This window comes from Clostridium sp. LBM24168, assembly GCF_052953915.1.
The window spans coordinates 384,204-406,649 of record NZ_CP196861.1 but is presented as its reverse complement, the minus strand read 5'-3'; the positions used below and the strand labels follow the sequence as shown (position 1 = coordinate 406,649).

Annotated in this window: 21 protein-coding genes, 1 tRNA gene and 1 other RNA gene; 3 read left to right on the top strand and 20 right to left on the bottom strand. The window is 33.1% G+C overall.

Going from position 1 to position 22,446, the window contains the following annotated elements:
* Positions 1 to 17 precede the first annotated feature (17 nt).
* The 17 genes from rodA to ACSVC9_RS01870 form a co-directional block, all read right to left on the bottom strand.
* The gene (rodA, locus tag ACSVC9_RS01950) at positions 18 to 1,139 is read right to left on the bottom strand and encodes a rod shape-determining protein RodA (RefSeq protein ID WP_446898708.1); all 1,122 of its coding nucleotides are present in this window, start codon (positions 1,137 to 1,139) and stop codon (positions 18 to 20) included.
* Between the two features lie 76 nt (positions 1,140 to 1,215).
* Positions 1,216 to 1,482 carry a cell division topological specificity factor MinE gene (gene minE / locus ACSVC9_RS01945; RefSeq protein WP_446898707.1) on the bottom strand — a complete coding sequence of 89 codons (267 nt, stop codon included), beginning with the start codon at positions 1,480 to 1,482 and terminating at the stop codon, positions 1,216 to 1,218.
* An 11-nt stretch (positions 1,483 to 1,493) separates the two neighbouring features.
* Positions 1,494 to 2,291: a septum site-determining protein MinD gene (minD, locus tag ACSVC9_RS01940; RefSeq protein ID WP_446898706.1), complete on the bottom strand. Its 798-nt coding sequence runs from the start codon at positions 2,289 to 2,291 to the stop codon at positions 1,494 to 1,496.
* A gap of 14 nt (positions 2,292 to 2,305) precedes the next feature.
* A complete protein-coding gene (gene minC / locus ACSVC9_RS01935; RefSeq protein WP_446898705.1) occupies positions 2,306 to 2,935 on the bottom strand; it encodes a septum site-determining protein MinC in 630 nt (209 codons plus the stop codon).
* Between the two features lie 144 nt (positions 2,936 to 3,079).
* Complete coding sequence (locus tag ACSVC9_RS01930; RefSeq protein WP_446898704.1) at positions 3,080 to 5,731, bottom strand: penicillin-binding transpeptidase domain-containing protein; 2,652 nt, start codon at positions 5,729 to 5,731, stop codon at positions 3,080 to 3,082.
* A 15-nt stretch (positions 5,732 to 5,746) separates the two neighbouring features.
* Positions 5,747 to 6,238: a rod shape-determining protein MreD gene (mreD, locus tag ACSVC9_RS01925; protein ID WP_446898703.1), complete on the bottom strand. Its 492-nt coding sequence runs from the start codon at positions 6,236 to 6,238 to the stop codon at positions 5,747 to 5,749.
* Between the two features lie 13 nt (positions 6,239 to 6,251).
* A complete protein-coding gene (gene mreC / locus ACSVC9_RS01920) occupies positions 6,252 to 7,112 on the bottom strand; it encodes a rod shape-determining protein MreC (RefSeq protein ID WP_446898702.1) in 861 nt (286 codons plus the stop codon).
* Between the two features lie 9 nt (positions 7,113 to 7,121).
* Entirely contained in the window at positions 7,122 to 8,132 is a 1,011-nt protein-coding gene (locus ACSVC9_RS01915) for a rod shape-determining protein (RefSeq protein WP_446898701.1), read from the bottom strand.
* Between the two features lie 20 nt (positions 8,133 to 8,152).
* Complete coding sequence (radC, locus tag ACSVC9_RS01910; RefSeq protein ID WP_446898700.1) at positions 8,153 to 8,839, bottom strand: RadC family protein; 687 nt, start codon at positions 8,837 to 8,839, stop codon at positions 8,153 to 8,155.
* Between the two features lie 15 nt (positions 8,840 to 8,854).
* Positions 8,855 to 9,433, bottom strand: coding sequence for a Maf-like protein (locus ACSVC9_RS01905; RefSeq protein ID WP_446898699.1), 579 nt, complete (start codon positions 9,431 to 9,433; stop codon positions 8,855 to 8,857).
* Positions 9,434 to 9,445: 12 nt separating this feature from the next.
* Complete coding sequence (locus ACSVC9_RS01900; protein WP_446898698.1) at positions 9,446 to 9,706, bottom strand: DUF4321 domain-containing protein; 261 nt, start codon at positions 9,704 to 9,706, stop codon at positions 9,446 to 9,448.
* 171 nt (positions 9,707 to 9,877) lie between these two features.
* Positions 9,878 to 10,579 (bottom strand): hypothetical protein, encoded by a 702-nt coding sequence (locus tag ACSVC9_RS01895; RefSeq protein ID WP_446898697.1) that lies wholly within the window; start codon positions 10,577 to 10,579, stop codon positions 9,878 to 9,880.
* Between the two features lie 144 nt (positions 10,580 to 10,723).
* Positions 10,724 to 11,626, bottom strand: a complete 903-nt coding sequence (thrB, locus tag ACSVC9_RS01890) for a homoserine kinase (protein WP_446898696.1) — start codon at positions 11,624 to 11,626, stop codon at positions 10,724 to 10,726.
* Between the two features lie 55 nt (positions 11,627 to 11,681).
* Positions 11,682 to 12,923: a homoserine dehydrogenase gene (locus tag ACSVC9_RS01885; RefSeq protein WP_446898695.1), complete on the bottom strand. Its 1,242-nt coding sequence runs from the start codon at positions 12,921 to 12,923 to the stop codon at positions 11,682 to 11,684.
* Positions 12,924 to 12,985: 62 nt separating this feature from the next.
* On the bottom strand, positions 12,986 to 13,423 hold the full coding sequence (locus tag ACSVC9_RS01880; protein ID WP_446898694.1) for an ACT domain-containing protein: 438 nt from the start codon (positions 13,421 to 13,423) through the stop codon (positions 12,986 to 12,988).
* Positions 13,424 to 13,735: 312 nt separating this feature from the next.
* The gene (gene ltrA, locus ACSVC9_RS01875; RefSeq protein WP_446898693.1) at positions 13,736 to 15,136 is read right to left on the bottom strand and encodes a group II intron reverse transcriptase/maturase; all 1,401 of its coding nucleotides are present in this window, start codon (positions 15,134 to 15,136) and stop codon (positions 13,736 to 13,738) included.
* 463 nt (positions 15,137 to 15,599) lie between these two features.
* Complete coding sequence (locus tag ACSVC9_RS01870) at positions 15,600 to 17,450, bottom strand: APC family permease (RefSeq protein ID WP_446898692.1); 1,851 nt, start codon at positions 17,448 to 17,450, stop codon at positions 15,600 to 15,602.
* A gap of 253 nt (positions 17,451 to 17,703) precedes the next feature.
* Between ACSVC9_RS01870 and ACSVC9_RS01865 the strand changes: the two genes are divergently transcribed.
* Positions 17,704 to 19,113, top strand: coding sequence for a sigma-54 interaction domain-containing protein (locus ACSVC9_RS01865; RefSeq protein WP_446898691.1), 1,410 nt, complete (start codon positions 17,704 to 17,706; stop codon positions 19,111 to 19,113).
* A gap of 167 nt (positions 19,114 to 19,280) precedes the next feature.
* Here ACSVC9_RS01865 and ACSVC9_RS01860 read toward each other — a convergent pair whose 3' ends face one another.
* Entirely contained in the window at positions 19,281 to 20,654 is a 1,374-nt protein-coding gene (locus ACSVC9_RS01860; protein WP_446899784.1) for an ISNCY family transposase, read from the bottom strand.
* A gap of 208 nt (positions 20,655 to 20,862) precedes the next feature.
* Here ACSVC9_RS01860 and ACSVC9_RS01855 point away from each other — a divergent pair.
* Positions 20,863 to 20,947: transfer RNA gene (locus tag ACSVC9_RS01855), tRNA-Leu, on the top strand.
* Positions 20,948 to 21,035: 88 nt separating this feature from the next.
* A non-coding RNA gene (gene ssrS / locus ACSVC9_RS01850) (6S RNA) lies at positions 21,036 to 21,212 on the top strand.
* Positions 21,213 to 21,249: 37 nt separating this feature from the next.
* Here the strand turns inward: ssrS and ACSVC9_RS01845 are convergent.
* Both ACSVC9_RS01845 and coaE read right to left on the bottom strand, forming a co-directional pair.
* Positions 21,250 to 21,798: a lytic transglycosylase domain-containing protein gene (locus ACSVC9_RS01845; RefSeq protein ID WP_446898690.1), complete on the bottom strand. Its 549-nt coding sequence runs from the start codon at positions 21,796 to 21,798 to the stop codon at positions 21,250 to 21,252.
* Between the two features lie 13 nt (positions 21,799 to 21,811).
* On the bottom strand, positions 21,812 to 22,441 hold the full coding sequence (gene coaE, locus ACSVC9_RS01840) for a dephospho-CoA kinase (protein WP_446898689.1): 630 nt from the start codon (positions 22,439 to 22,441) through the stop codon (positions 21,812 to 21,814).
* Positions 22,442 to 22,446: the final 5 nt, after the last annotated feature.

The window sequence follows — 22,446 nt, the reverse complement described above, 5'->3', positions numbered from 1 at the left end:
CCCCTGCAATACATTAATCAGAAATTTATCTTCTTCCTCCTCATTCCTATGCTCAACACCATGGCTATATTAATGAATGCTGTCAGTATTGAGCTTCCTCCATAACTCATAAACGGTAGAGTTATTCCCGTTATTGGAAGCAACCCTATAGTCATTCCTATATTCTGAAGTATAGAAAAAAGCATAGTAGAAACCACTCCCACACATACCATAGATCCAAATATATCCTTTGCTTCTCTGGCTATACTTATTATCCTGTAGAGAATGATACCATAAAACAAGATGAGAATTGAAGCACCTAAAAATCCCCATTCTTCCCCAACTACTGCAAATATAAAGTCCGTAGACGCAAATGGTACATATCCTCCAGAAATCTGTGTCCCATTTAAAAATCCTTTTCCTAATATGCCTCCAGAACCAATTCCTATCTGAGATTGCCTTAATTGAAGTGAATATGACATTTCATATTTTACAGGATCAAACAAGGATATAATTCTCATCTTCTGATATTTTTCTATTAAGGAAAATTTCCACGCTACTGCTACAGCTGCGGCAACAGTTATGATTCCTCCAAATATTGTCTTAATATTCAATCCTGCTACAAAATATATCCCAAGTACTGTAAAAAAACATACCATCGTCATTCCCATATCTGGCTGTTTTATTATAAATGCCATTGGTATAACTGCATATAACGTGAGTTCACAAAAATTTCTTAAATTATTTATATTACCTTTCATATCATCCAACTTTTTTGCCAGCATGACAATTATCCCTATTTTGGCAATCTCAGAAGGTTGAAAGGAAATAAATCCTAGGCTTATCCATGATGCAGCTCCATTAACCGTTGATTTTAACCCCGGGACACGATTTAAAATAAGCAAAAATACACCAAACCAATATATTATGCTCGCATAGTTTTTTATTTTGACATAATCTATGACCAATATAATATAGGTCAGTATGATTCCACCGATTATCCATATAATCTGAGTTTTAAAAGTTGAAAATCCATGTGTCATACGCGTTGCACTATATATATTTAGACTTCCAAATATGGCAATAACCATTACTGTTATTATTATTGTAAAATCAAGTTCCCGAAGGAACCTTTTCTCTATAGCAAACTTCTCCAGCATATTATCTAACCTCCACACAACTACATAAAATTATATCACATAGATTTAAAAAAGCTATGTATAATTTATACATAGCCTATTTTTTGCGCCTTACCTTCTTTATTGGTATGCTTGCAATTAATGCAGGAGAATTCTTACCTATATCTTCCGTACTTGTCATCTTCACATTTATATCTTTACAATCAATTTCTATATATTTTGAAAGTACTTTCAAAATATCTTCCTTTATATTTTCCAATAAATCAGGAGACATGTTGGATCTATCATGTATGAGTATAAGTCTCAATCTATCTTTGGCTACATCCTTAGAAGACTGCCTCGAGAAGATTTTAAATAAGTCCATTATATTACCTCCTATTTAATCCCAAATAATTTTTTTATGGATGAAAAAAAACTTTCTTGCCCCTGAGTTAAGTCCATAAATGGTACTTTTTCTCCAACTATCCTTTTAGCTATATTTCTAAAAGCTTGGCCCGCTATGGATTTTTCATTTAAAACTATAGGTTCGCCTCTATTTGTGGATACAGTTATTTCCCTGTCATCAGGTACTACTCCTATCAATTCTATAGCAAGACTATCCAGTATATCATTTACATCAAGCATTTCACCTTTTTTTGTCATCTCATAATTTATTCTGTTTACTATAAGCTGATGATTTTCAAGTTCTTTAGAATCCAATTTTCCAATAACCCTGTCGGAATCTCTTACAGACGTAACTTCTGGGTTAACTACAATCAAAGCCCTATCTGCTCCTACAATCGCATTCTCAAACCCTTGTTCAATTCCTGCAGGACAGTCAATTAAAACATAATCAAATTCTCTCTTTAATTCAGATATCAAATTAAGCATGTCCTTACTGTCTACATCTTCCTTATCCCTGGTCTGAGCTGTAGGCAAAAGATACAAACTTGAAAATTTTTTATCTTTTATAAGTGCCTGTTTTAATTTGCATTTTTCTTCTATTACATCTATAAGTGTAAATACAATTCTATTTTCCAATCCCATCAGTACATCTAAATTTCTAAGACCCGTATCACCATCAACTACAACTACACTTTTTCCCAATGCAGCCAGTCCCGTTCCTATATTAGCTGTAGTAGTAGTTTTGCCAACTCCTCCTTTACCTGATGTTACTACGATTGCTTCTCCCATAAAAAAACCTCCATTTATATAAATTTATTAGGCAAGTACGGTTCAACTATTATAGTATTACCTCTCACTCTTGCTACCTCAGGATACTGTGGCTTAACATTATCTTCAGGTGATCTTGTAACTACATTGGCAATCTGGAGCATTTCAGGCTCCAGATAAAACGAAGCAACTATTGCTTTAGAATTGCCTCCAAATCCAGCATGTGCATATCCTCTAAGCGCACCAAATACGATTATATTACCTCCAGCATATATTTCAGAACCAGCATTTACATCACCAATTACAACTATATTACCAGAATAATTTATAATTTGTCCACTTCTTACAGTGCGCCGTAAAAATTTTGTTCTTCCTTCATAAATACCGGAAAACATTTTGCTCGATTTTTCTTTTCTATCTTCAAATATACAATCCTTCACTAAAAATTCTTCAAATAGTATATCTTTAAGTTTTCTATATTGTCTTTCATTTATATATTTCAAATCTGTGGTTATTTTCAAGGTGCATCCTTCATAGAATATTTTTCCGGCCAAAAGCCTGTTATTTAAAGCCTCAACCATCTCATCAAAATCCTTATATTTATTTATATTTATGATTATGTTTATTCCATCTCTATTTCCTTTTACCACTATACCATCATCCATAATATTAGACCTCCACCACATGCCGCCAATATATTATTTCAACAAAATTTCTCTAAATCCTTCTAGATATTTGATTTTATTTTAAATTTTATTTAAATTATATATGAACATTGCGAATAGGCTGCCTCCTATTCGCAATATTTTTTAATTTTGATTTTTATCAAGTCCAAAATAGGCTGAATATATATCTCTTGCCACCTGAGCAGAACCTGCACCCATGCCTCCATCAAATACTACCACACACACAGCTATCTTTGGATCATCAAGAGGTGCATATCCTACGTATTCAGCATAATCGGTTCTTCCAATCTTAGCCATCTGTTCCTGGCTTCCAAGGCTGGCAGTACCTGTCTTACCTGCTGTCTTTATGGGAAAGCCTGCAAATGTCTGCGAAGCCGTACCTTTTTCATTAACTGCCTCCATTCCTGCTTTAACTGCAGCTATGTTTGCATCACTAGCTCCCGTTTTTTCTGCAATTTCAGGCTTTATATTCTTAATAACTTTTCCATCTGAATCAAGTATTTTTTCTACGAGGTGAACTTTATATCGTGTACCACCATTTGCAATTGTAGCAATATAATTTGCCATCTGCAGCGGAGTAAACTGATTAAGTCCCTGTCCTATAGCTGCATCCTCTATATTAGCCGGTACCGTCAGCTGTACATGGGCATCTGACACAGTTATGTAATACAATATATCTAATAAATTACCCATCTGACTGTCAGTGATCTCTTTTTTATTGTTGGGATCTTTTGTAGCAAGTTCTGAAAACAATTCCTTGTATCGTGACTTGCTAAAGGATTTACTTCCGTTTTTAATACAGTCCTGGATCAAATTTTTAATATTCTTTTTTATATCTTTCACTTCATCTGAATCCCCGGCACTGTCATATAAATTCATGGTGATTACCCTATTTCCCTTGTCATCCTGTCCGTCTTTAAGTATTTTCATTGTCTTCCACAGATAAGTATTGGCAAAAGCATTTTTATTTGAAACTGTATTATATACCTGGCCAAATTTTTCAGGTATTTCTATTCCCGTAGTCGGTGTTACCTTGCTCTTTGGGTCTGCACCAAGTCCGAACTTCCATGCATACTTGGCCAACGTATCATCTCCAAAATTGTCCCTTATCAACTTTCCTACAGTCATAAAATAGGGATTACTGGATCTCTCTATTGCTCTTGCAAGATCTACTACACCATTAGAACCATCCAATTTAAATTCGACAATATTTCCTCCTCCCTTGTCGAAAAAGCCCTCATCATCCACACTAAAACCCGGTGTTATCGCTCCACTTTCAAGTCCGGCTATAGCAGTCATTGGTTTGAAGGTAGATCCTGGAGGTATCAGCGACTGTGTAGCATAATTATAAAACGGTTTTGAATATATATCATATACATCCTGTCTTATAGTCGTATTGCCCTTTATACTCTTGTCCAGTGGAAATAATATATCCAAAACATCATCCTCACTTGCTCCATGATAAAGGCTGGTAATTCCTCGTTTACTTATATATTCTCTACCAAATTTTTCTAAATCAGGGCTGAAATACTTACTGTATTGTTCGGAGGTAAGTTTTCCTGGAGATGAAAATAGATTTGGATCATAACCGGGTCTACTTGCAAGTGCAATCACCCCTCCTGTTTTTACATCTATAACCACAGCTGCAGCCCTTGTTGCATTTGTAGTATCAGATCTTTGCTGACCATAAGGATCCGACTGCAATTCTTCCATTCTCGTATCAAGTGCTTTTTCTGCTGCTTGCTGAACATTTTTTTGTATTGTAAGCTGGACTGTATTTCCCGGCAAAGCTTTCTCCGTTCCCATTTCCTCAATTATCTTTCCATTATTGTTAAGCTTTACCCTTCTGCCTCCTTTTTTACCTTTAAGTTCATCTTCAAGTGCAGCTTCGATACCAGCCTGTCCTACATAGTCAGTATTTGGATCGTAGCCTTTTCCCTTGTATTTGTTATAATCAGTACTGCTTATTTTGGATATATATCCCAAAACCGCAGAAGCTAAATCCTTGTTAGGATATGATCTCATAGGCTGGGTATTCACATCCACTCCGGGAAGATCATTGAGTATCTGGGAAAATTTCAATGCAGTAGCCTTGCTGATATTAGCTATTACAACCGGATCATATCCCGAAAAGCTATGCATCTTTATAGTATCCTTAATGATCATGAATCTTCTCTGTTCTTCAAGCGGATATTTATTGCTTATTTGATACTGTTTCAATAAAAGCTTATATGTTTCCTCAGGTGAAATCTTAAGCAGTCTATCGTTTACCTGTTTGGTAAGTTCATCCTCGGATATATTCTCGTTTTTTTTCTTTATCTCATATTCTATATCATCGTTCAATCCTCTATCTCTCTTGAACTTTATCTCAAGATTTCTTCTTGTCTTTGGGTCATCACTTCTGAATTCAAACTTGAAAGGATTTATTTTTAATTCAAAATCATCCTGCTGACTTTCACCATTCTCATCTAGAATTTTGAATACCTCGTGCATCGTCTGAAAAAATTTCTTGTCACTCTCATCAGTTTCATTGTAAACCAAAGTATAACTCTGGACACTGGTGGCAAGTACTTCACCATTCTTATCTAATATATTGCCTCGTGGTGCTGAATCAGATATTTCTCTTATAGATCTATTGTTAGCAGTTTCCTTGTATTGAGAACCTTTTACAACTTGAAGTGAAAAAAGTTTTCCTCCCATAATGCTGAAGATGCTTACTATTATTATAATAAGCACAGTATACCTAGATAATTTTTTCTTGTCTTCCAGTTTCATAAAATCACCATTCCTCTAAAATTTCCATTCACTTATCATATAGCTCTCCTTGCAAAGTTTATAAACTGCTTTGTATATGAATATACAGATAATCATATTGTATATGCTTGTAAAAAATATGTTGACTATATTCATTTCAATATCACTTAACCAAAATATCACAAAAATCATCATACCTTTCAGAAGCGACAAAAAGAAACATGAAATTACAGGAATAAATTTCTTCTCTTTAAATATATTAGTCCCTATAAATCCACCAATAGCACATATTACCATGTTTACAAGGGCATTTATCCAGAATCCATCCACAAAATAAATATCTTGAAGTATTCCGGCAAACACCCCAAGCCATAATCCCTCATAACTTCCATTTATAATAGAATAAGACACGGCAAATACAAAAAGTAGACTTGGGTATATTGTTTTTATAGAGAAAAAAGGTACAACTGCATTATCAAGTATAAATAGTACTATAGACAAAGAAAACAGTATTAATAACTTTTTCATATCACACATCACCTTAATACTTCACATCTATTTGGTTTTTAGGGACTACTATAAGTACCTCTTGAATTTTATCAAAATCCACATAAGGTTTTATTACAGCATTTTTCATTACTTTACCCTTATCTAATTCCACACTTATGACACTTCCGATTCTTATTCCCTTTGGATAGGCATTATCAATTCCAGACGTTAAAATAGTATCTCCCTTTTTAATTTTGGAATCAACAGGGAGATAATATATTTTTGCAAGTAAATTGTTAGATTTATCTTTGTACCCCTTCACAATTCCCTGTCCGGAAATTTCATCTTTCTCTTCAATTTTCTGTGGCTCACCACCTACAGAAAGATTTTCACTGGAAAGTGATTGAACTATTGACCAGTTTTTCTCTACATGCGTTACCTGCCCTACAAGTCCATCAGCTGTAATGGCAACCATACGTCTTTTTATACCATCATTACTTCCTCTATTTATTATAAATTGATCAAGAATGTTGTTTCCACCCTTGCCTATTATGTCACATCCTATATAGTTATATTCGGCTCTTTCCTTTTTAAAATTTAACTCTTTCCTCAAATCAGTATTTTCATTTTTTAGAGAATTATACTCTACAAGTTTATTCTCTAATTCACTATTCTTTTTAACAAGTTCTTCATTCTGACTTTTCACTGCAGAAAAGTTTATTATAAAGCCTAGAAATTGCTTTATACCATTATTTAATTTATAAACTCCACCTTGTATAGAATTAAATGTACCACCTATGCTATTTCTCATAAAAAATATATTGCTATTTTTTACGCTAAAAGAAATTAAAATTAAAAATGTAACTGACAGTACAACTATAGTAACCGCCAGTTTATTCCTGAAAAATTTCATAACACGCCGCTATTTTCTACTGGATACTATTTTATCTATAGTATCCAGTGCCTTTCCTGCGCCTAGTGCTACACAATCCAAAGGTGTTTCTGCTATATGGACAGGAATATGTGTTTCTATATTTACAAGTTGATCCAAACCTCTAAGCATAGCGCCACCACCTGCCAACATTATTCCTTTGTCCATTATATCAGATGCAAGTTCAGGTGGAGTTTTTTCCAGCGTAGTCCTTATAGCTTCTATTATGGAAACTACCGGTTCCTTTAAAGCCTCTCTTATTTCTTCTTCATTTATAGTTATTACTTTAGGAAGTCCAGTAACAAGATCTCTTCCTCTTATTTCCATGGATTTGTTTTCTCCTGTATCATAGGCAGATCCTAATTCTATTTTTACATTTTCTGCTGTCCTCTCACCTATCATTAGGTTGTATTCTTTTTTTATATAGCTTATTATAGCTTGATCCAGTTCATCTCCTGCAATTCTAAGTGATTTACTCGTAACTATACCTCCGAGGGATATTATAGCAACTTCTGTAGTTCCTCCTCCTATATCCACGATCATGCTACCTGTAGGTTCATTTACAGGAAGTCCAGCTCCAATAGCTGCAGCCATAGGTTCTTCCATTAATAACACATCTCTAGCACCTGCATGCTTTGTCGCCTCTTCTATAGCTCTCTTCTCAACTTCTGTAACTCCAGATGGAAAGCAAACAAAAATTCTTGGACTTGTAAAAGCTGATTTTGGACTCACTTTTTCAATAAATTTTCTAAGCATTGTATGCGTAACATCAAAGTCAGCAATAACACCATCCTTAAGCGGTCTTATTGCCACAATATTTCCAGGAGTTCTCCCTATCATATCCTTTGCTTCATTTCCTACAGCCATAACCCTTTTAACATCACTATTTATAGCAACAACTGATGGTTCTCTAAGAACTATACCTTTGCCTTTTACATATATTAACGTATTAGCCGTACCTAAATCTATTCCCATATCTCTTGAAATACTAAAAAGTCCCATTTATATTTCTCCTTTCAATCTCACAATATTCCCTTTTCTTTCAAACTTATATATTTTCCATTGCCTATTATCAGATGGTCAATGAGTTGTATTCCCAAAATTTCTCCACATTTGTTTAATCTATATGTAACCTTAATATCTTCATCACTTGGTGATGGATCTCCTGATGGATGATTATGACATATTATTATTGAGGCACTACTTTTTTTAATAGCATCATTGAAAACCTCTCTTGGATGGACTATGGAAGAAGTCAAACTACCTATAAATACCCGTTTCACACTTATGACTACATTTTTCGTATTGAGCATTATAACTACAAGATTTTCCTGTTTCAATAATTTCATTTCTTTCATCACAAGCATGGCAGCATCTCTGGAATTGCATATCTTGTAATTTTCACCATCTCTAAAAGACCTAAATCTCTTAGAAAGCTCTACTACAGCTAAAAGCTTAGCGGCCTTTGCCTTTCCAATACCATTTATATTAACAAGATCTTCCAGTGTAAATTCCATAATTCCATTTAACCCACCGTTATTATGTATAATCCTACTACTTAAGGACATTATGTTCTCCTTTTTAGTTCCTGAACCAAGGAGTATAGCCAAAAGTTCTACGTTGGACAATATTTCAGGCCCATATCTGAAAAGTCTTTCTCGTGGTCTCTCATTTTCAGGTAAATCTTTAATCCTTAACATTTTGTCCATGCAAAGTCTCCTTAACTATAGATTTACCCCCATTCCAGTTAACATATCATAGAGCTTATTTAATGGAAGCCCTACTACATTATAATAGCATCCATGAATTTCAGATACAAATACTCCTCCATATCCCTGAATACCGTATGCACCAGCCTTATCCGCATATTCTTCTGTTTTTAAATATTTTTCTATCTGTTCATCTGATATATTTGAAAATCTAACACTGGTTTTAACAAAATCCTTCTTCATAATATTAGAAGTTTTGTCTATAATTGCTATCCCTGAATACACGTGATGTTCATTCGTGCTTAAAGATTTTAGCATATTATAAGCTTCATCTTTATCCCTGGGTTTACCAAGTATATTCCCTCTGAAATATACAATAGTATCACACCCTATTACAATGACATCTCTTTCATTTATCTTGCTGCATACATCTCTAGCCTTACCTGAAGCCAGATCCATAACATATTTTTCACAATTTCCACCGAATACAACACTTTCTTCCCGAAAACTGCTCACAAATACATCAAAATTATCTACGAGCCTCCCTAAAAGCTGTTTTCTCCTTATAGATGAGGAAGCCAATACAATTTTCATATTCGTCACTTCCTAATACTTTCTATATAATATTATAGCCATAATTATGCCTATTATAGTCATTATATTGACATTAAAATTTATTCCCAAAGTTATAGTCATAATTTTAAAGCTCAACAACAAAGGTGCATTTGTACCTATTTCATATGAATTCTTTAAAAATTTCAGCACACTAAAACTACTTCCCAATGCATCTCCGATGAGACTTCCCGCTATGGCACCCAACAATATGAGGAACCATAAAAAAATCGTATTTTTACCTGTTCCCTTCACTTAAATCCCCCTAATTAACAATATATCTAATATAGTTTATCATTTAATATAATCATAAACAAGTATATATATTATTGTTTAAAAAAATTTTTAATTTAAATATAAAGGTGGTAGGTATCATAAGAAATTATCTATACCAACCACCTTTAATTATACATATACAAGAACAATTTACTTTATCTTTTTCAATATATTATATATATATATATAATTTTCTTCGCAATTATTCAAAGTAATATTTTCCTGCATACCTTTTATATGGTTTTTTAAATCCTTGAGCAATATAAAATTTTTATTATCCTCATTTACCTCTTTTAAGGATGAACACCATTTTTTAAGGTCATCAGTTTTTACATATTCAACATCTTTATCAGAAAATTTATTTAGTACTTGCAAATAGGCATTTATAACTTCCACTATTTCCGTATTACACAGATTATCCTTTTTTATAGTAAAATCCATACTTGAATTATCAACTTTTTGTTCTACAAGTGACTTTGTTACACTCTTTACATTGCCAGCTGTATATATTCCTAGAAAAATCCTTACTTTTCCATTATCCTCAACAGTAAAGGGTGTACCATATTTCGAAAGCAACTGTTTTTCTTTCATTGCATTATTTTTATCCTTGTATACTCCTCCTTGTACTGCTGTAAATTTAACTTCACTTCCATCTGCAATAGCTTTTTTATCACTACTCTGAGAACTTATGGTTTTATCGGTATTTTGAAACATCGTTCTATCATTGTCTCCAAGAAATATTTTGGATGCAAGAGTTCCTATAATAAATGCTGTAATAAGTATCATTGCTATCATAAATATAAAAGTTTTTGTCCCTTTTCCCTTTTTAAGATCGTATCGTGTGTACTTCATTTTTTCACCTCATTTTTCTAAATGTTTGTATTATATATATAAGTATGAAATGAAAAAAATATTACATTTTCAAACCAATTTTACAATAAAAATCGCTATTGTCTTGTAAGCACAACAATAGCAATTTAATTTTTTTCCGTTTATTTAATTTAAAATCTTTACTCCATCCAAATCTGGCTCAAGTAAAATTACATTCCAGCTATCTTCAAATCCATTTAAAAATTTTTTCATTGAATTTATAAATTTCTCCTGGTGTTTGTCGTCAAGCACTGCCATCAACGTAGACCCTGATCCACTTATAAATTCACCTATAGCTCCTAACTTTTTACATTTTTCAAAAACTAAATCAGAATCTTTTATAAGATCTTTTCTATAGGGCTGATGAATTTTATCCTGAAAACAAACTCTAAGTTTGTCGAACTCACCATTATTTAGAGCACTCACAAGCATTGCGGCCCTTGACACATTAAATACACAATCTTCCTTTAAATATGATTTAGGAAGAACCTTTCTTGAAAGTACAGTACTTACTTCAAATGCAGGAATCATTGCTGCAAACTTTAAATTGGAAGGCAAACAGACCTTTGAATAAATTATTTTATTTTCTTCTCTTAAAGAAATTACCATTCCACCTAAAGCTGCAGGGACAACATTATCTGGATGTCCCTCTATTTCAGTAGCCAGTGAAATTACATCATCCATTGACATCCTGCTGCCAATAATCGAATTCGCAGCTGCTATTCCTCCAACTATGCATGAAGAGCTACTGCCAAGGCCTCTTGATATAGGTATATTACACTTTGTAACATTTATTTTTATACCTTCACAAGAATAATCCTGCTTTTCCATAGTCATTTTTATACTTTTATATATCAAATTATCTCTAAAATCACAGGAAATCCTGATTCCATTATTATATATTTCTGTTTCGCCAGTTATTTCTTCAACTTCAATTTCATTGTACAGCTTAAGAGCCATTCCTAAAGTATCGAATCCCGGCCCCATATTGGCAGTAGTAGCTGGTATTCTAACTTTAACCTTAGACATGCTATATCCTCCTCTTTAATGTTCAAGTTCATAACATCCTCTTAGTAAAAACAAATTACTTTTCTAAAATCAACAATTTTTTTATAGATTTGGCAAATCCACTTTGCATTATAGTTTCTATATATCTGTCAATCTCACATTCACTTTCTGCTTTTACAAATGCTGCAACTTCATTTTCATCCCCTGAAACTGCATTGGATAAAATATAGCTGCTTTTAAAATTACCAGTTATACTTTCTATAATTTTTATTCTATTTTCGGTATTTACTCTGAGGAGCCATCTACCTTCCGAATCCCAATCTTTATTTACTTCTGCTTTCTCATCGTTTAAAGCAATAGTTTCATTTTTATGCATAATTATATCTGCAATATCTGCAAATACCGAACTTGCCGTAGGAAACATTCCTGCCCCTTTTCCTGAGAATAGTACATCACCTACAGCATCACCTTCAACCAAAATTGCATTGTATTCATCTTCAATTCTTCCAAGTACGGAATTTTCTTTTACCATAACAGGTCTTACAGATGCATATACCTTTTCCTTGCATTTCCTGCTGATTCCAAGAAGCTTTATACTACATCCATTCATCTTTGCATACTTAAAATCTTCCTGGTCTATATCGGTAATTCCTTCTATTTTCATATCCTTCCAATATATTCTTTTATTATATGCAATGGTAGAAAGTATGGACAACTTTCTTGCAGCATCATAACCTTTGACATCTGACTCAGGATTTGCCTCTGCAAACCCAAGTTTCTGGGCAAGTTTCAGTGCATCTCTATAACCCATATTTTCATGATTCATTTTTGAAAGTATAAAATTAGTAGTACCATTTAATATTGATTCTATACTTTTTATTTCATTTCCAACCAGGCAATCATTCATAGATTTCAGTATAGGTATTCCCCCACCTACACTTGCTTCGAAATGAATTGTAACACCATTTTGATTCGCAAGCTCCAGAAGCTCATGCCCATATTCTGCTATTAAATCCTTGTTGGCTGTAACAACATGTTTCTTCATTTTCAAAGCTCTTTTTACATACTCATAGGATGGATTGAGTCCACCCATAGCTTCTACAACTATATCGACTCTTTTTCTAAAAATATCCTCTATATTATCTGTTAATAGATTCTTATTTTTATTGTCAATATGCTTTTTAACATTTCTAACTAGAATATTAGATATTTCAAGTTCCTCATTTAATCTACTTTTAAACTTGTCCCTATTTTTTAATATGAGTTCAGCCACCCCACTGCCTACAACTCCATATCCAAGCATAGCTATAACCGCCATGTTTATATGCCTCCCTTTTTATTATATATAAAAACTCAACCTTAATTCAGGCAAATTTTATACTATTCTACTGCTACAAGTCTTACACTTACCACACTGTCTATAGATTCCAGTTCTTCAACCAATTGGTTTGTATCTACAGAAAGCTTTGATGCATCAAAAGTTATAGAAACACTAGCTGCATTATTTATAGGTATGTCCTGATTTATGGTAAGTATATTCCCATGATTTTGTGCTATCTTGTCAATTATCTTCGACAGTGTACCTGCCTTATGTAAAATCATAAACCCAAGTGTAATTTTATGCCCCACTGCACTTTCTGACATGGCGAATACCGAATCCTTGTATTTATAATAAGTACTTCTGCTTATTCCAACTTTTTTTGTACCTTGTGATATATCTTTTACCTTGCCAGTTCTAAGAAGTTCTTTAACTTTTACAACTTTTAAAAACACGTCTGGAAGAATCTCCGAATCAATTATTAAAAATTTATTGTTCATAATCCCCTCCTGTACGCGAATGGCATACAAATGTACGCGCTTAAAATTTATATTTTTTATAATATCATATATCAGTTAGAAATTCAACAAATTTTTTCAATTTATTTATCTCTCGAAAATCTACATTTATCTATGTATAGAAACATTTTTAACATAATGGCAAATGTCAACGTTTTATATAATTAATGTCTTCCAAAATATATGCTTTAATCAAATTAATCGAGTAGGAGCTGAATAATTATTTTATTCAGCGACCTCTCACACCACTGTGCGTACCGTTCGGTACACAGCGGTTCAATAAGAATTACCTAATTATAGATACCTTTCGGTTAATGTTATAAAGCCTTGCTTTTTAAGATGTTTATTAGATAGTGTCTTTGATAGAATAGGGCTGCAGGATATCCTCCAGTAGCCTTTTCTTGTATTTGCATATTCCCAAGCTTTATATTCATCAATACCAAGCCTTTTAAGATTATCGTGTTTTGTTTTGAGTTTCTTCCATTGTTTCCAATAACACATCCTAATCCTTCTTCTAAGCCACTCATCTAACGTCTTAAGTGTACTTTTCATATCTGCCAGTTTGAAGTAGTTAATCCATCCGATTATAATCTGTTTTAGCTTAATCGCACGGAGTTCCATACTCATAGCATTACTTCTTCCTGTTACTTCCTTAAGTTTAACTTTAAGTTTCCTAACAGAATTTTGATGTACTCTTATTCCCATTTCACCTTTCTTTGGATAAAATGTAAATCCTAAATATTTCAACTTCCACGGTCTATCGACCTTACTTTTATCTTTGTTGACTTTGAGTTTTAATTTCTCTTCTATAAACCTTGTTATACTTGCCATTACTCGATATGCTGCCTTTTTTGTTTTCAAGTATATATTACAGTCGTCAGCGTACCTACAGAAATGTAGTCCTCGCTTTTCTAATTCTTTATCCAGTTCATTTAACATGACATTGCTTAGCAATGGTGAGAGATTTCCACCTTGTGGAACGCCTCTTCTTGTAATGCTAAAAATACCTTTTTCCATTACACCTGCTTGTAGATATTTTCTTATTAAAGATATTACCCTAATATCTTTTATTTCTTCATAAATCAATCCAATTAATTTATCATGATTTACAGTATCAAAGTATTTCTCTAAATCAATATCTACTGCCCATCTATAGCCATTGTCCATGTATTCTTTACATTTTAGAATTGCTTGATGAGCACTTCTATTTGGTCTAAATCCATAACTTTTATCTGAAAATTTCTTTTCAAATATTGGACTTAATATTTGAGCAATAGCTTGTTGTATTACTCGGTCTACAGCCGTTGGTATACCTAGTGGTCGTTTCTTTCCATCAGACTTTGGAATTTCCACTCGTCTTACTGGATTAGGCTTATAACTACCTTCTAATAATGATTGCCGAAGGCTGGCACCCGTTTCCTTTAGGTATTGTAGAAGTTCATCTACATTCATACCATCAATTCCATGGCTGCCTTTATTGGCTCTAACTCTCTTAAATGCTTGATTTAAGTTATTTCTGTCAACAATTCTCTCAAGCAATTCATTATTGTATCTACTTTTGGCGTTCTGTTGCTTTTTTAACGTCAATGAAATGCTCGGCGCTCCTACATATTCTTTGAGTTCCACTCTATCCTTTTGTAGGTAACCTTCATTATGAAGTTGTCTGCTGTTATCACATTTCTCTGTGTTTTTCAAAGTTTCAAAACCTCCTATTGTTCAGTCCTTCCCACGCTAACGCGTTTTACGTGGTACTATGACATCTGCTGACTTCTGACAGTTCAGCCACACATTACTGTATGGGTTGTTATTTCTAAATTCATATCTGTAACTTATCTGTCAGATCTCCCCAGGTAAGAACGCAATCTTTCACTCTATCTATCTGCTACATTTACACCGCCTGTTTTTGGATAGTTTAGGGCTTCATTTTGTTATGCAAACTTACCCACAGACATATGCCTTATATGTAGTTTCTGTCCGTCAGACCAGAGTTTTGCTACCGACTTCCTTCAGATTCCACGTCACCATGGACACCCTTGTCTTAAGCTATGCACTTGGCACTATCAACCCGTGCTTGGGACTTTCACCCATTAGATTGCACCCATGCTGGGCGCACATATAAAAAAACTGTGATTTAAAATCACAGTTTTTATTTCACATTTTATTTTTCTACTATTATATATGGAACTGTAACTATGGCTATATTCCTTCTTTTGAGCAGCATTGTTCTAATTATGAGGGACGTCTGATTATGAAGTATATTGCCCCACCACTTTGTCACAACAAATTGCGGAAGCACTACGGTTACCGTATCTTTAGGTCCTGCCGAATACTCTTCCGACTCTATAAATTTAATAAGAGGACCCACTATGCTTCTATAGGGAGATCTTTTTATTATTATAGGTATTCCAATATCATATTCATTCCACCTTTTTAAAAGTTTATCCGTAGCTTCATCATCTACAGAAACATGGAATACTATTATATTATCAGATATTGTCCTGGCATAGTTCAGTGCCTTTAAAAATGATTTATTCAGGGTATCTATTGGTACTATGACATATCTCTTCTGCTCTTCAAAATTTATTTCCTTAGGTCTCTCCTCTATAGACAATTTTAGCTGTCTTGCAACTTCAGAGTAATGTCTTTTTATAATAATCATAAAATATACAATAATAGGTATGAGTATAAAAACAATCCATGCCCCATTGATAAATTTTGTTATACCAAGTATAACTGCTGTTGCAAAAGTCACAAAAGCGCCTATTCCATTTACAATTGATTTATATTTCCAGCCACTTTCCTTTTTTCTCTTCCATCTCATAAACATTCCTAATTGTGAAAGCGTAAATGATATAAATACTCCTACAGCATAAAGAGGCATTAAATAATGAGTATCACTATCAAATATTACAACAAGTATAATCGATATAACACCAAGTGCCACAATTCCATTTGAATACCCAAGCCTTTTTCCCCTCTTTGTAAACTGTCTTGGAGCAAATCCATCTTTAGCTATATATGCAAGAAGCATAGGAAGACCAGCAAATGCAGTATTACTTGCCAATATAAGTATTATAGCGGTTGTTGCCTGAATTATATAGAAGAAAATATTTGTACCAAATACCTGGGATGCAATTTGGGCTACTACAGTTACTCTTGGATTTGGAACTGCATGATAAAGTGTTGCTAGATAAGACAATCCTCCAAATATCATAAATACAACCAACGAAAGTAGTCCAAGTACCTTCTTTGCATTTTTCTGTGAAGGCTGCTCAAAATTAGGTATTGCATTACTAACCGCTTCAATACCTGTTAAAGCTGTACATCCAGAAGAAAAAGCCCTCAAAAACAAAAATAGCGTTATATCTCCAGTAATATTAGGAATTTTATAAACAGGTGCTGGAGTATATCCAAAAATTTTCACCTTAAAAATTCCCCAAATTATCATCGTCAATATTGCTATCATAAATATATAAGTCGGTATACCGAATGTTTTAGACGATTCCCTAAGCCCCCTAAGATTTCCAATAGTCATAATAACTATCAACAATACAGTTACTGCAACCTTATATGGAAGAATCTCAGGAATTGCCGATGTTATAGCAGCTGTTCCCGCTGAAGCACTAACAGCGACAGTAAGTATATATCCTACAGTAAGAGATGCACCTGCTACTAATCCTGGAACTGTTCCAAGATTATCCTTGGCTACAATGTAGGATCCCCCACCTCCAGGATATGCATCTATAGTTTGTCTATAAGAAAGGGTAACCAAAAACATCAAAAAAACAATGCACAGTGCTGCAAGGAACATATATTTATATGACATTATTCCCAATACAGGTATGAGCACCCATAATATTTCTTCTCCTGCATAGGCTACCGATGAAATTGCATCACTTGATAATATGGGAAGTCCCCAAAAAACATTGAGTTTTTCACCTTTTAATTCTTCAGTCTTAAGACTTCTTCCAACTAAAGCATTTAAAAATCTTCCTAACTTAGATCCCATTTTTTAGCACCTCTAAATATAAATTTTCATTTAATCCAATATGGAATGATTATATATTATTATTCACTTTTATCATAACCTCTTCCTGATTATTTAAAGCCTGTTTAAGAGTAAATTCCTGAATTTTTTCTTTTATATAAATACTTTTGGTTGTTTTTTAGTGCAATTCTCTAACTTTTAATGCAAGTACAAAAATGTTATACTTAGTATAAACATTTGCAATGATCAATATACATTTAAGTCTATAGTGGAGATGATCTCTTTGGACAATTATAGAAACATTGATGCCAGAACAAACACGTCAGATAAATACGGTGACAATATACTGGAAAAAGGTCTATTATCTCCTATACTTCAATCAATTCTTGATTCTGTATATGATGGTGTCATAATAGTCGATAAAAACCTGCTTATTAAAAAAATAAACTCCGCGGTTTTAAAAATCTTCAAAATACAAAAAGAAGCTTTATATAAAATTCATTTAGATGAAATCTGCATAGGAGATTCCCTTCATTCAATATTGACTAAAAAACAGAAAATTTTAGATGCAGATTACACTTTTTTTATAAACGATAAAAAAATAAGATGTGTAGTAAATATAGTCCCTATAAATGTAAATGGCACTATACATGGTTTTATATTTTTAGTAAAAGATACAAAAAAACTTCATAAAATAGTAAACAACGTAGTCGGATACAAGGCTTCCTTTACATTCGACGATATTGTAACGAGATCGGAAAATATGAAGGATATTATAAGGCTTGCCAAAAAAGCTTCAAGAACGGACTGTTCTATATTAATTGAAGGAAACAGCGGAACGGGAAAAGAATTATTTGCCCAGTCTATACATAATTACAGCAAGAGACACCTTGGACCATTTGTGGCTGTCAATTGTGCCGCAATACCCAGAGAATTGGTTGAAAGTGAATTATTTGGATATGAAAAGGGAGCTTTTACTGGAGCTTCAAAAGGTGGCTACCCAGGGAAATTTGAACTTGCAGATGGAGGAACAGTATTTCTGGATGAAATAGGAGAACTTCCAATTGATGTTCAATCCAAATTGTTGAGATTTTTGGATAATCTAAAATTAGTACGTGTGGGAGGGACCTACGAAAAATCCATAGATATAAGAATTATTGCTGCTACCAACAAGTTACTTGAAAAAGAGGTAAAAAGCAAAAATTTCAGGGGCGATTTATATTATAGGTTAAACGTTATGAAATTGCATTTGCCGCCATTAAACAAAAGATTAGAGGATGTAGAACCTCTAGTTCAATATTTTATAAACAAACTAAACATTAAAAATTCAGGTCATCCTAAATATGCAGATTATGGATATATTGAAAAATTGAAACTACATAAATTCAATGGAAATATAAGAGAATTGAGAAATATAGTTGAAAGATCCTATTATCTATGTGAAGATACAACTATAACAGATAAATATCTTATTTATCAGGATATTAGCTTAAACCATGAGATCAACCAATGCAAAAACAAAACCATACTTTCACTTGATGAGATAGAAAAACTCTACATAAAAAATGCTTTAAAGCATTTTCATGGAAATGCCCCAAAAGCAGCTAAGGCATTAAAAATAGGCAAGGCAACTATATATCGCAAAATCAAAAAATTCAACATAGATTTGAGTATATTTGATTAAGAAAATATTGATTAAACAGTGTCAACTAATTTTGAAAATGTCCCAAAAAGTTTTAATTATTAGCACCAGCTATAACTGGTGCTTTGTTATGCTTATAATATTATTTTTAGGTGTAGCAAACACATCTCTCAGCTTAAATTTTTTAAGTAAAAGGATTTTTTAGTTCTTTAGGCTATGTTTTCTTTTTGTCTATGAGCTTGCTTATTGCAATAATGTTCAAATGAAGCCTGCTTCCATGGATGACTCATAGGTGGTATATAGTGCTTCTCTGGAGCTTTTGAAGCCTTTGCAGGGTCAAAATTTTTTGATGAAGGAACATGATCTGGAAGCAATTCAAGTGCATAAACTTTTTCGCTTACACAAAAATATAGAGCATTGTTAAACGCCTTTATTACCATACCGCAGGTACCTTTACGATAATATACCGGGTGACCATTAGCATCTACTGGAAGATAATATCCCTTATTGTATTTTACACAACTCCCATTGTCTACTTTCCTACTAGCAAGTACACTAAGAATTAAATTGATTTTTTCCATATCAGGTTGTGTTTCAAATACAGATTTGATATTATTAACAGGTAAAGCAAATCGAGCATTGAATTTTTTTATGTAGGAGTTTAAAAATTCATTTGCCTGCTCAATTGTGCTTATACCAGCTAAACGCAATTCGATAGGAAGTCGTGATTGCAGCGTTTGGAACATTCGTTCCACACGCCCCTTGGCTTGTGGAATACTGCTGGTTTTAATCTCAATTCCCAACTGCTTGCAGGCATAACTGAATTGAGTAAAAGTGTCCTCTTCGATAGAAGGGGATTTTTTCTGCTTATACTCAAAAACTGTACGTCTGTCGGTGTAAAACATATAAGGAATACCATAGGTTCTAAGTATTTGCTCAAGTATGCGGTAATAGCCATTTAGCGTTTCTTGAGCATCGAAATAAGCACCTACAATAGAACCTGTGGCATCATCTACAGCTATATGAAGCTGACTTTTCCCTCCACCAAACCAAGGGTGAAGAGAAGCATCCATCTGAAGCATTTCTCCAAAGTAAGCACATCTAGGACGCCTAGGATGAGCATCTTCGATAGCAAGAATAGAACTTTGAATAATACTGGCCTGCTTTTTTGACTTCGTAAATTTTTGCATATCTTTAAGTTTAGTGTGTAGAGCCTTTTTAGAAGTTCGTTTTGCCTTAGGAGACAGGATGAATTCCTGTAAGAGGATGGAACGTATAGTGTTTGATGAAACTTTGATTTCTTCAAATTCTTCTAAGAGCTCTGAAAAATGAGTTAAGTTGGTGCCTTCATATTTTGTTCGATATAAGTCAACAATAGTCTGCTTTGTAGAATTATTTAAAGCATGAACAGGCTTTCTGCCACGATTTCCATGTATAAAAAAAGCTTTTCCATGTTCCTTATACCCTTTAATCATTCTGTTAATGTGTCTAACAGTACAATTAATCTGTATGGCAGCTCTTTGCTTGTTACCATTACTTTCTACTAATTTTTTGATTATGTTATACTTTGCATTTTCATTCATTGTTAAAACTACCCTTCTGATTTTGTCCACCTCACTTCTTAGTCATGAGGTTTTATTATACTATAAACTTATTTATTTGGGACATTATCAAATGCGGTATACTAAGACATTATCACAATTCAATCATATTGATTAAGAAAATATTGATTAAACAGTTGACAACCTGAATAAATGTAGTTATAATACTAAATGTATTGATTGAGGCTATGCGAGAGTGGCGGAATAGGCAGACGCGCACGTTTGAGGGGCGTGTGAGTAAAATCGTACGGGTTCAAGTCCCGTCTTTCGCACCAGTATAAAGTTTTATAGGTTTGTGAAAATGTTTGCAACGCCTATTGACTTCATGAAAAATAAGCCTTATAATATGTTTGGTAAGAACTTTAGCTTCTGAAATATTCGTCAGACTTTAATTTGAACCTACATTATTAAAAAGGGAGTTCAATATTTAGGTACTAATATGTACCCTTTAAGACATAGGAATTGATAGAAGTATCTGTGAGGACACCCACCTATCGAGAGATAGGTGTCAAATAAGGTCAGCGGTATTTTGGATATTATTTAAAAGATAAAGAGAGATTTTTATATCTCTCTTTTTTTAGTTTATATCATATAGATATTTGTATATTTTATAACTTACTTTTACTTTTTTAACATATTTATCTGTTTCCTTGAATGGTATGTAGTGTAGATTTTTCCCATCATAAGAATGCCCTGAATCTTTAAGCCATTTCTGGACATTTCCCCTTCCTCCATTATAAGCTGCAAGTACCAGATCCATATTTCCATTAAATTCTTTTTTTAGATTGTTTATATACCAGCACCCCATATTTATATTAAATTTTGGATCATTTAGCATACTATCTTTAAATTCATATATATTCATTCTTCCTGCAGCCCAGTTGGCAGTATCATGGGTTATTTGCATAAGTCCCATAGCATTTTTATTTGATCGTACATTTTCTTTAAATCCACTTTCTGTTCTTATAATCGATATAACCAAATAAGGATCCAAATCATATTTTTGCGAATATTCCTTTATATAATCCAAATATTTTAAAGGATAAAAATGCCTTACTATATTTTTTGCGTTTATCACAATTACAATCAATATTAATATAGTAACTACTCTCTTTGCAAATTTCAATATTGAGTATGTCCTAAATATTGAATTTAGGACACTTCACCCCCTTGTATTTTATAGTTATTTTAGTAAATATATCCTTTAAATTCTGTCTAGTCTTACAGACCTCTCCTGAATTATCCAGTATAAAAGTTGCATATTTTTTCTTTTCATCCAATGTCATCTGAGAATTAATTCTAAGCAGTATTTGATGGGCAGTAAGCTTATCTCTTTTTTTTACTCTGCTTATTTGAGTATCAATATCCACCCAAACCAATATGACTTCATCCATATATACATGAAACTTATTTTCTATGAGTGTTGCTCCATCCAATACACACAAATCATTACCATTATCTTTAAACTTATCTATCTCTTCAAATATGTCCTTTTTTATAAATGGCATTATCATACTTTCATATTCAGCCTTCAGATATTTGTCTGAAAATATAAAGTCTCCAAACTTTTTTCTATTCAGAATTTTCCCCTTGTCAAAAAAATTCTTTCCAAATACAATCTTCATATTTTCTATTATTTCAGGATATTTACTTAGTACATCTCTACTTATGACATCTGCATCTATTACCGAAATTTTATTGTCCCTTAATATACCTGATACTGTACTCTTTCCACTGCCAATCCCTCCAGTAAGTCCTATTAACACCATAATGT

Excerpts from the sequence above, each read along its gene's own strand:
- rodA (WP_446898708.1), bottom strand. The coding sequence starts at position 1,139 with ATGCTGGAGAAGTTTGCTATAGAGAAAAGGTTCCTTCGGGAACTTGAT.
- minE (WP_446898707.1), bottom strand. The coding sequence starts at position 1,482 with ATGGACTTATTTAAAATCTTCTCGAGGCAGTCTTCTAAGGATGTAGCC.
- minD (WP_446898706.1), bottom strand. The coding sequence starts at position 2,291 with ATGGGAGAAGCAATCGTAGTAACATCAGGTAAAGGAGGAGTTGGCAAA.
- minC (WP_446898705.1), bottom strand. The coding sequence starts at position 2,935 with ATGGATGATGGTATAGTGGTAAAAGGAAATAGAGATGGAATAAACATA.
- ACSVC9_RS01930 (WP_446898704.1), bottom strand. The coding sequence starts at position 5,731 with ATGAAACTGGAAGACAAGAAAAAATTATCTAGGTATACTGTGCTTATT.
- mreD (WP_446898703.1), bottom strand. The coding sequence starts at position 6,238 with ATGAAAAAGTTATTAATACTGTTTTCTTTGTCTATAGTACTATTTATA.
- mreC (WP_446898702.1), bottom strand. The coding sequence starts at position 7,112 with ATGAAATTTTTCAGGAATAAACTGGCGGTTACTATAGTTGTACTGTCA.
- ACSVC9_RS01915 (WP_446898701.1), bottom strand. The coding sequence starts at position 8,132 with ATGGGACTTTTTAGTATTTCAAGAGATATGGGAATAGATTTAGGTACG.
- radC (WP_446898700.1), bottom strand. The coding sequence starts at position 8,839 with ATGGACAAAATGTTAAGGATTAAAGATTTACCTGAAAATGAGAGACCA.
- ACSVC9_RS01905 (WP_446898699.1), bottom strand. The coding sequence starts at position 9,433 with ATGAAAATTGTATTGGCTTCCTCATCTATAAGGAGAAAACAGCTTTTA.
- ACSVC9_RS01895 (WP_446898697.1), bottom strand. The coding sequence starts at position 10,579 with ATGAAGTACACACGATACGATCTTAAAAAGGGAAAAGGGACAAAAACT.
- thrB (WP_446898696.1), bottom strand. The coding sequence starts at position 11,626 with ATGTCTAAGGTTAAAGTTAGAATACCAGCTACTACTGCCAATATGGGG.
- ACSVC9_RS01885 (WP_446898695.1), bottom strand. The coding sequence starts at position 12,923 with ATGGCGGTTATAGCTATGCTTGGATATGGAGTTGTAGGCAGTGGGGTG.
- ACSVC9_RS01880 (WP_446898694.1), bottom strand. The coding sequence starts at position 13,423 with ATGAACAATAAATTTTTAATAATTGATTCGGAGATTCTTCCAGACGTG.
- ACSVC9_RS01870 (WP_446898692.1), bottom strand. The coding sequence starts at position 17,450 with ATGGGATCTAAGTTAGGAAGATTTTTAAATGCTTTAGTTGGAAGAAGT.
- ACSVC9_RS01865 (WP_446898691.1), top strand. The coding sequence starts at position 17,704 with ATGATCTCTTTGGACAATTATAGAAACATTGATGCCAGAACAAACACG.
- ACSVC9_RS01860 (WP_446899784.1), bottom strand. The coding sequence starts at position 20,654 with ATGAATGAAAATGCAAAGTATAACATAATCAAAAAATTAGTAGAAAGT.
- coaE (WP_446898689.1), bottom strand. The coding sequence starts at position 22,441 with ATGGTGTTAATAGGACTTACTGGAGGGATTGGCAGTGGAAAGAGTACA.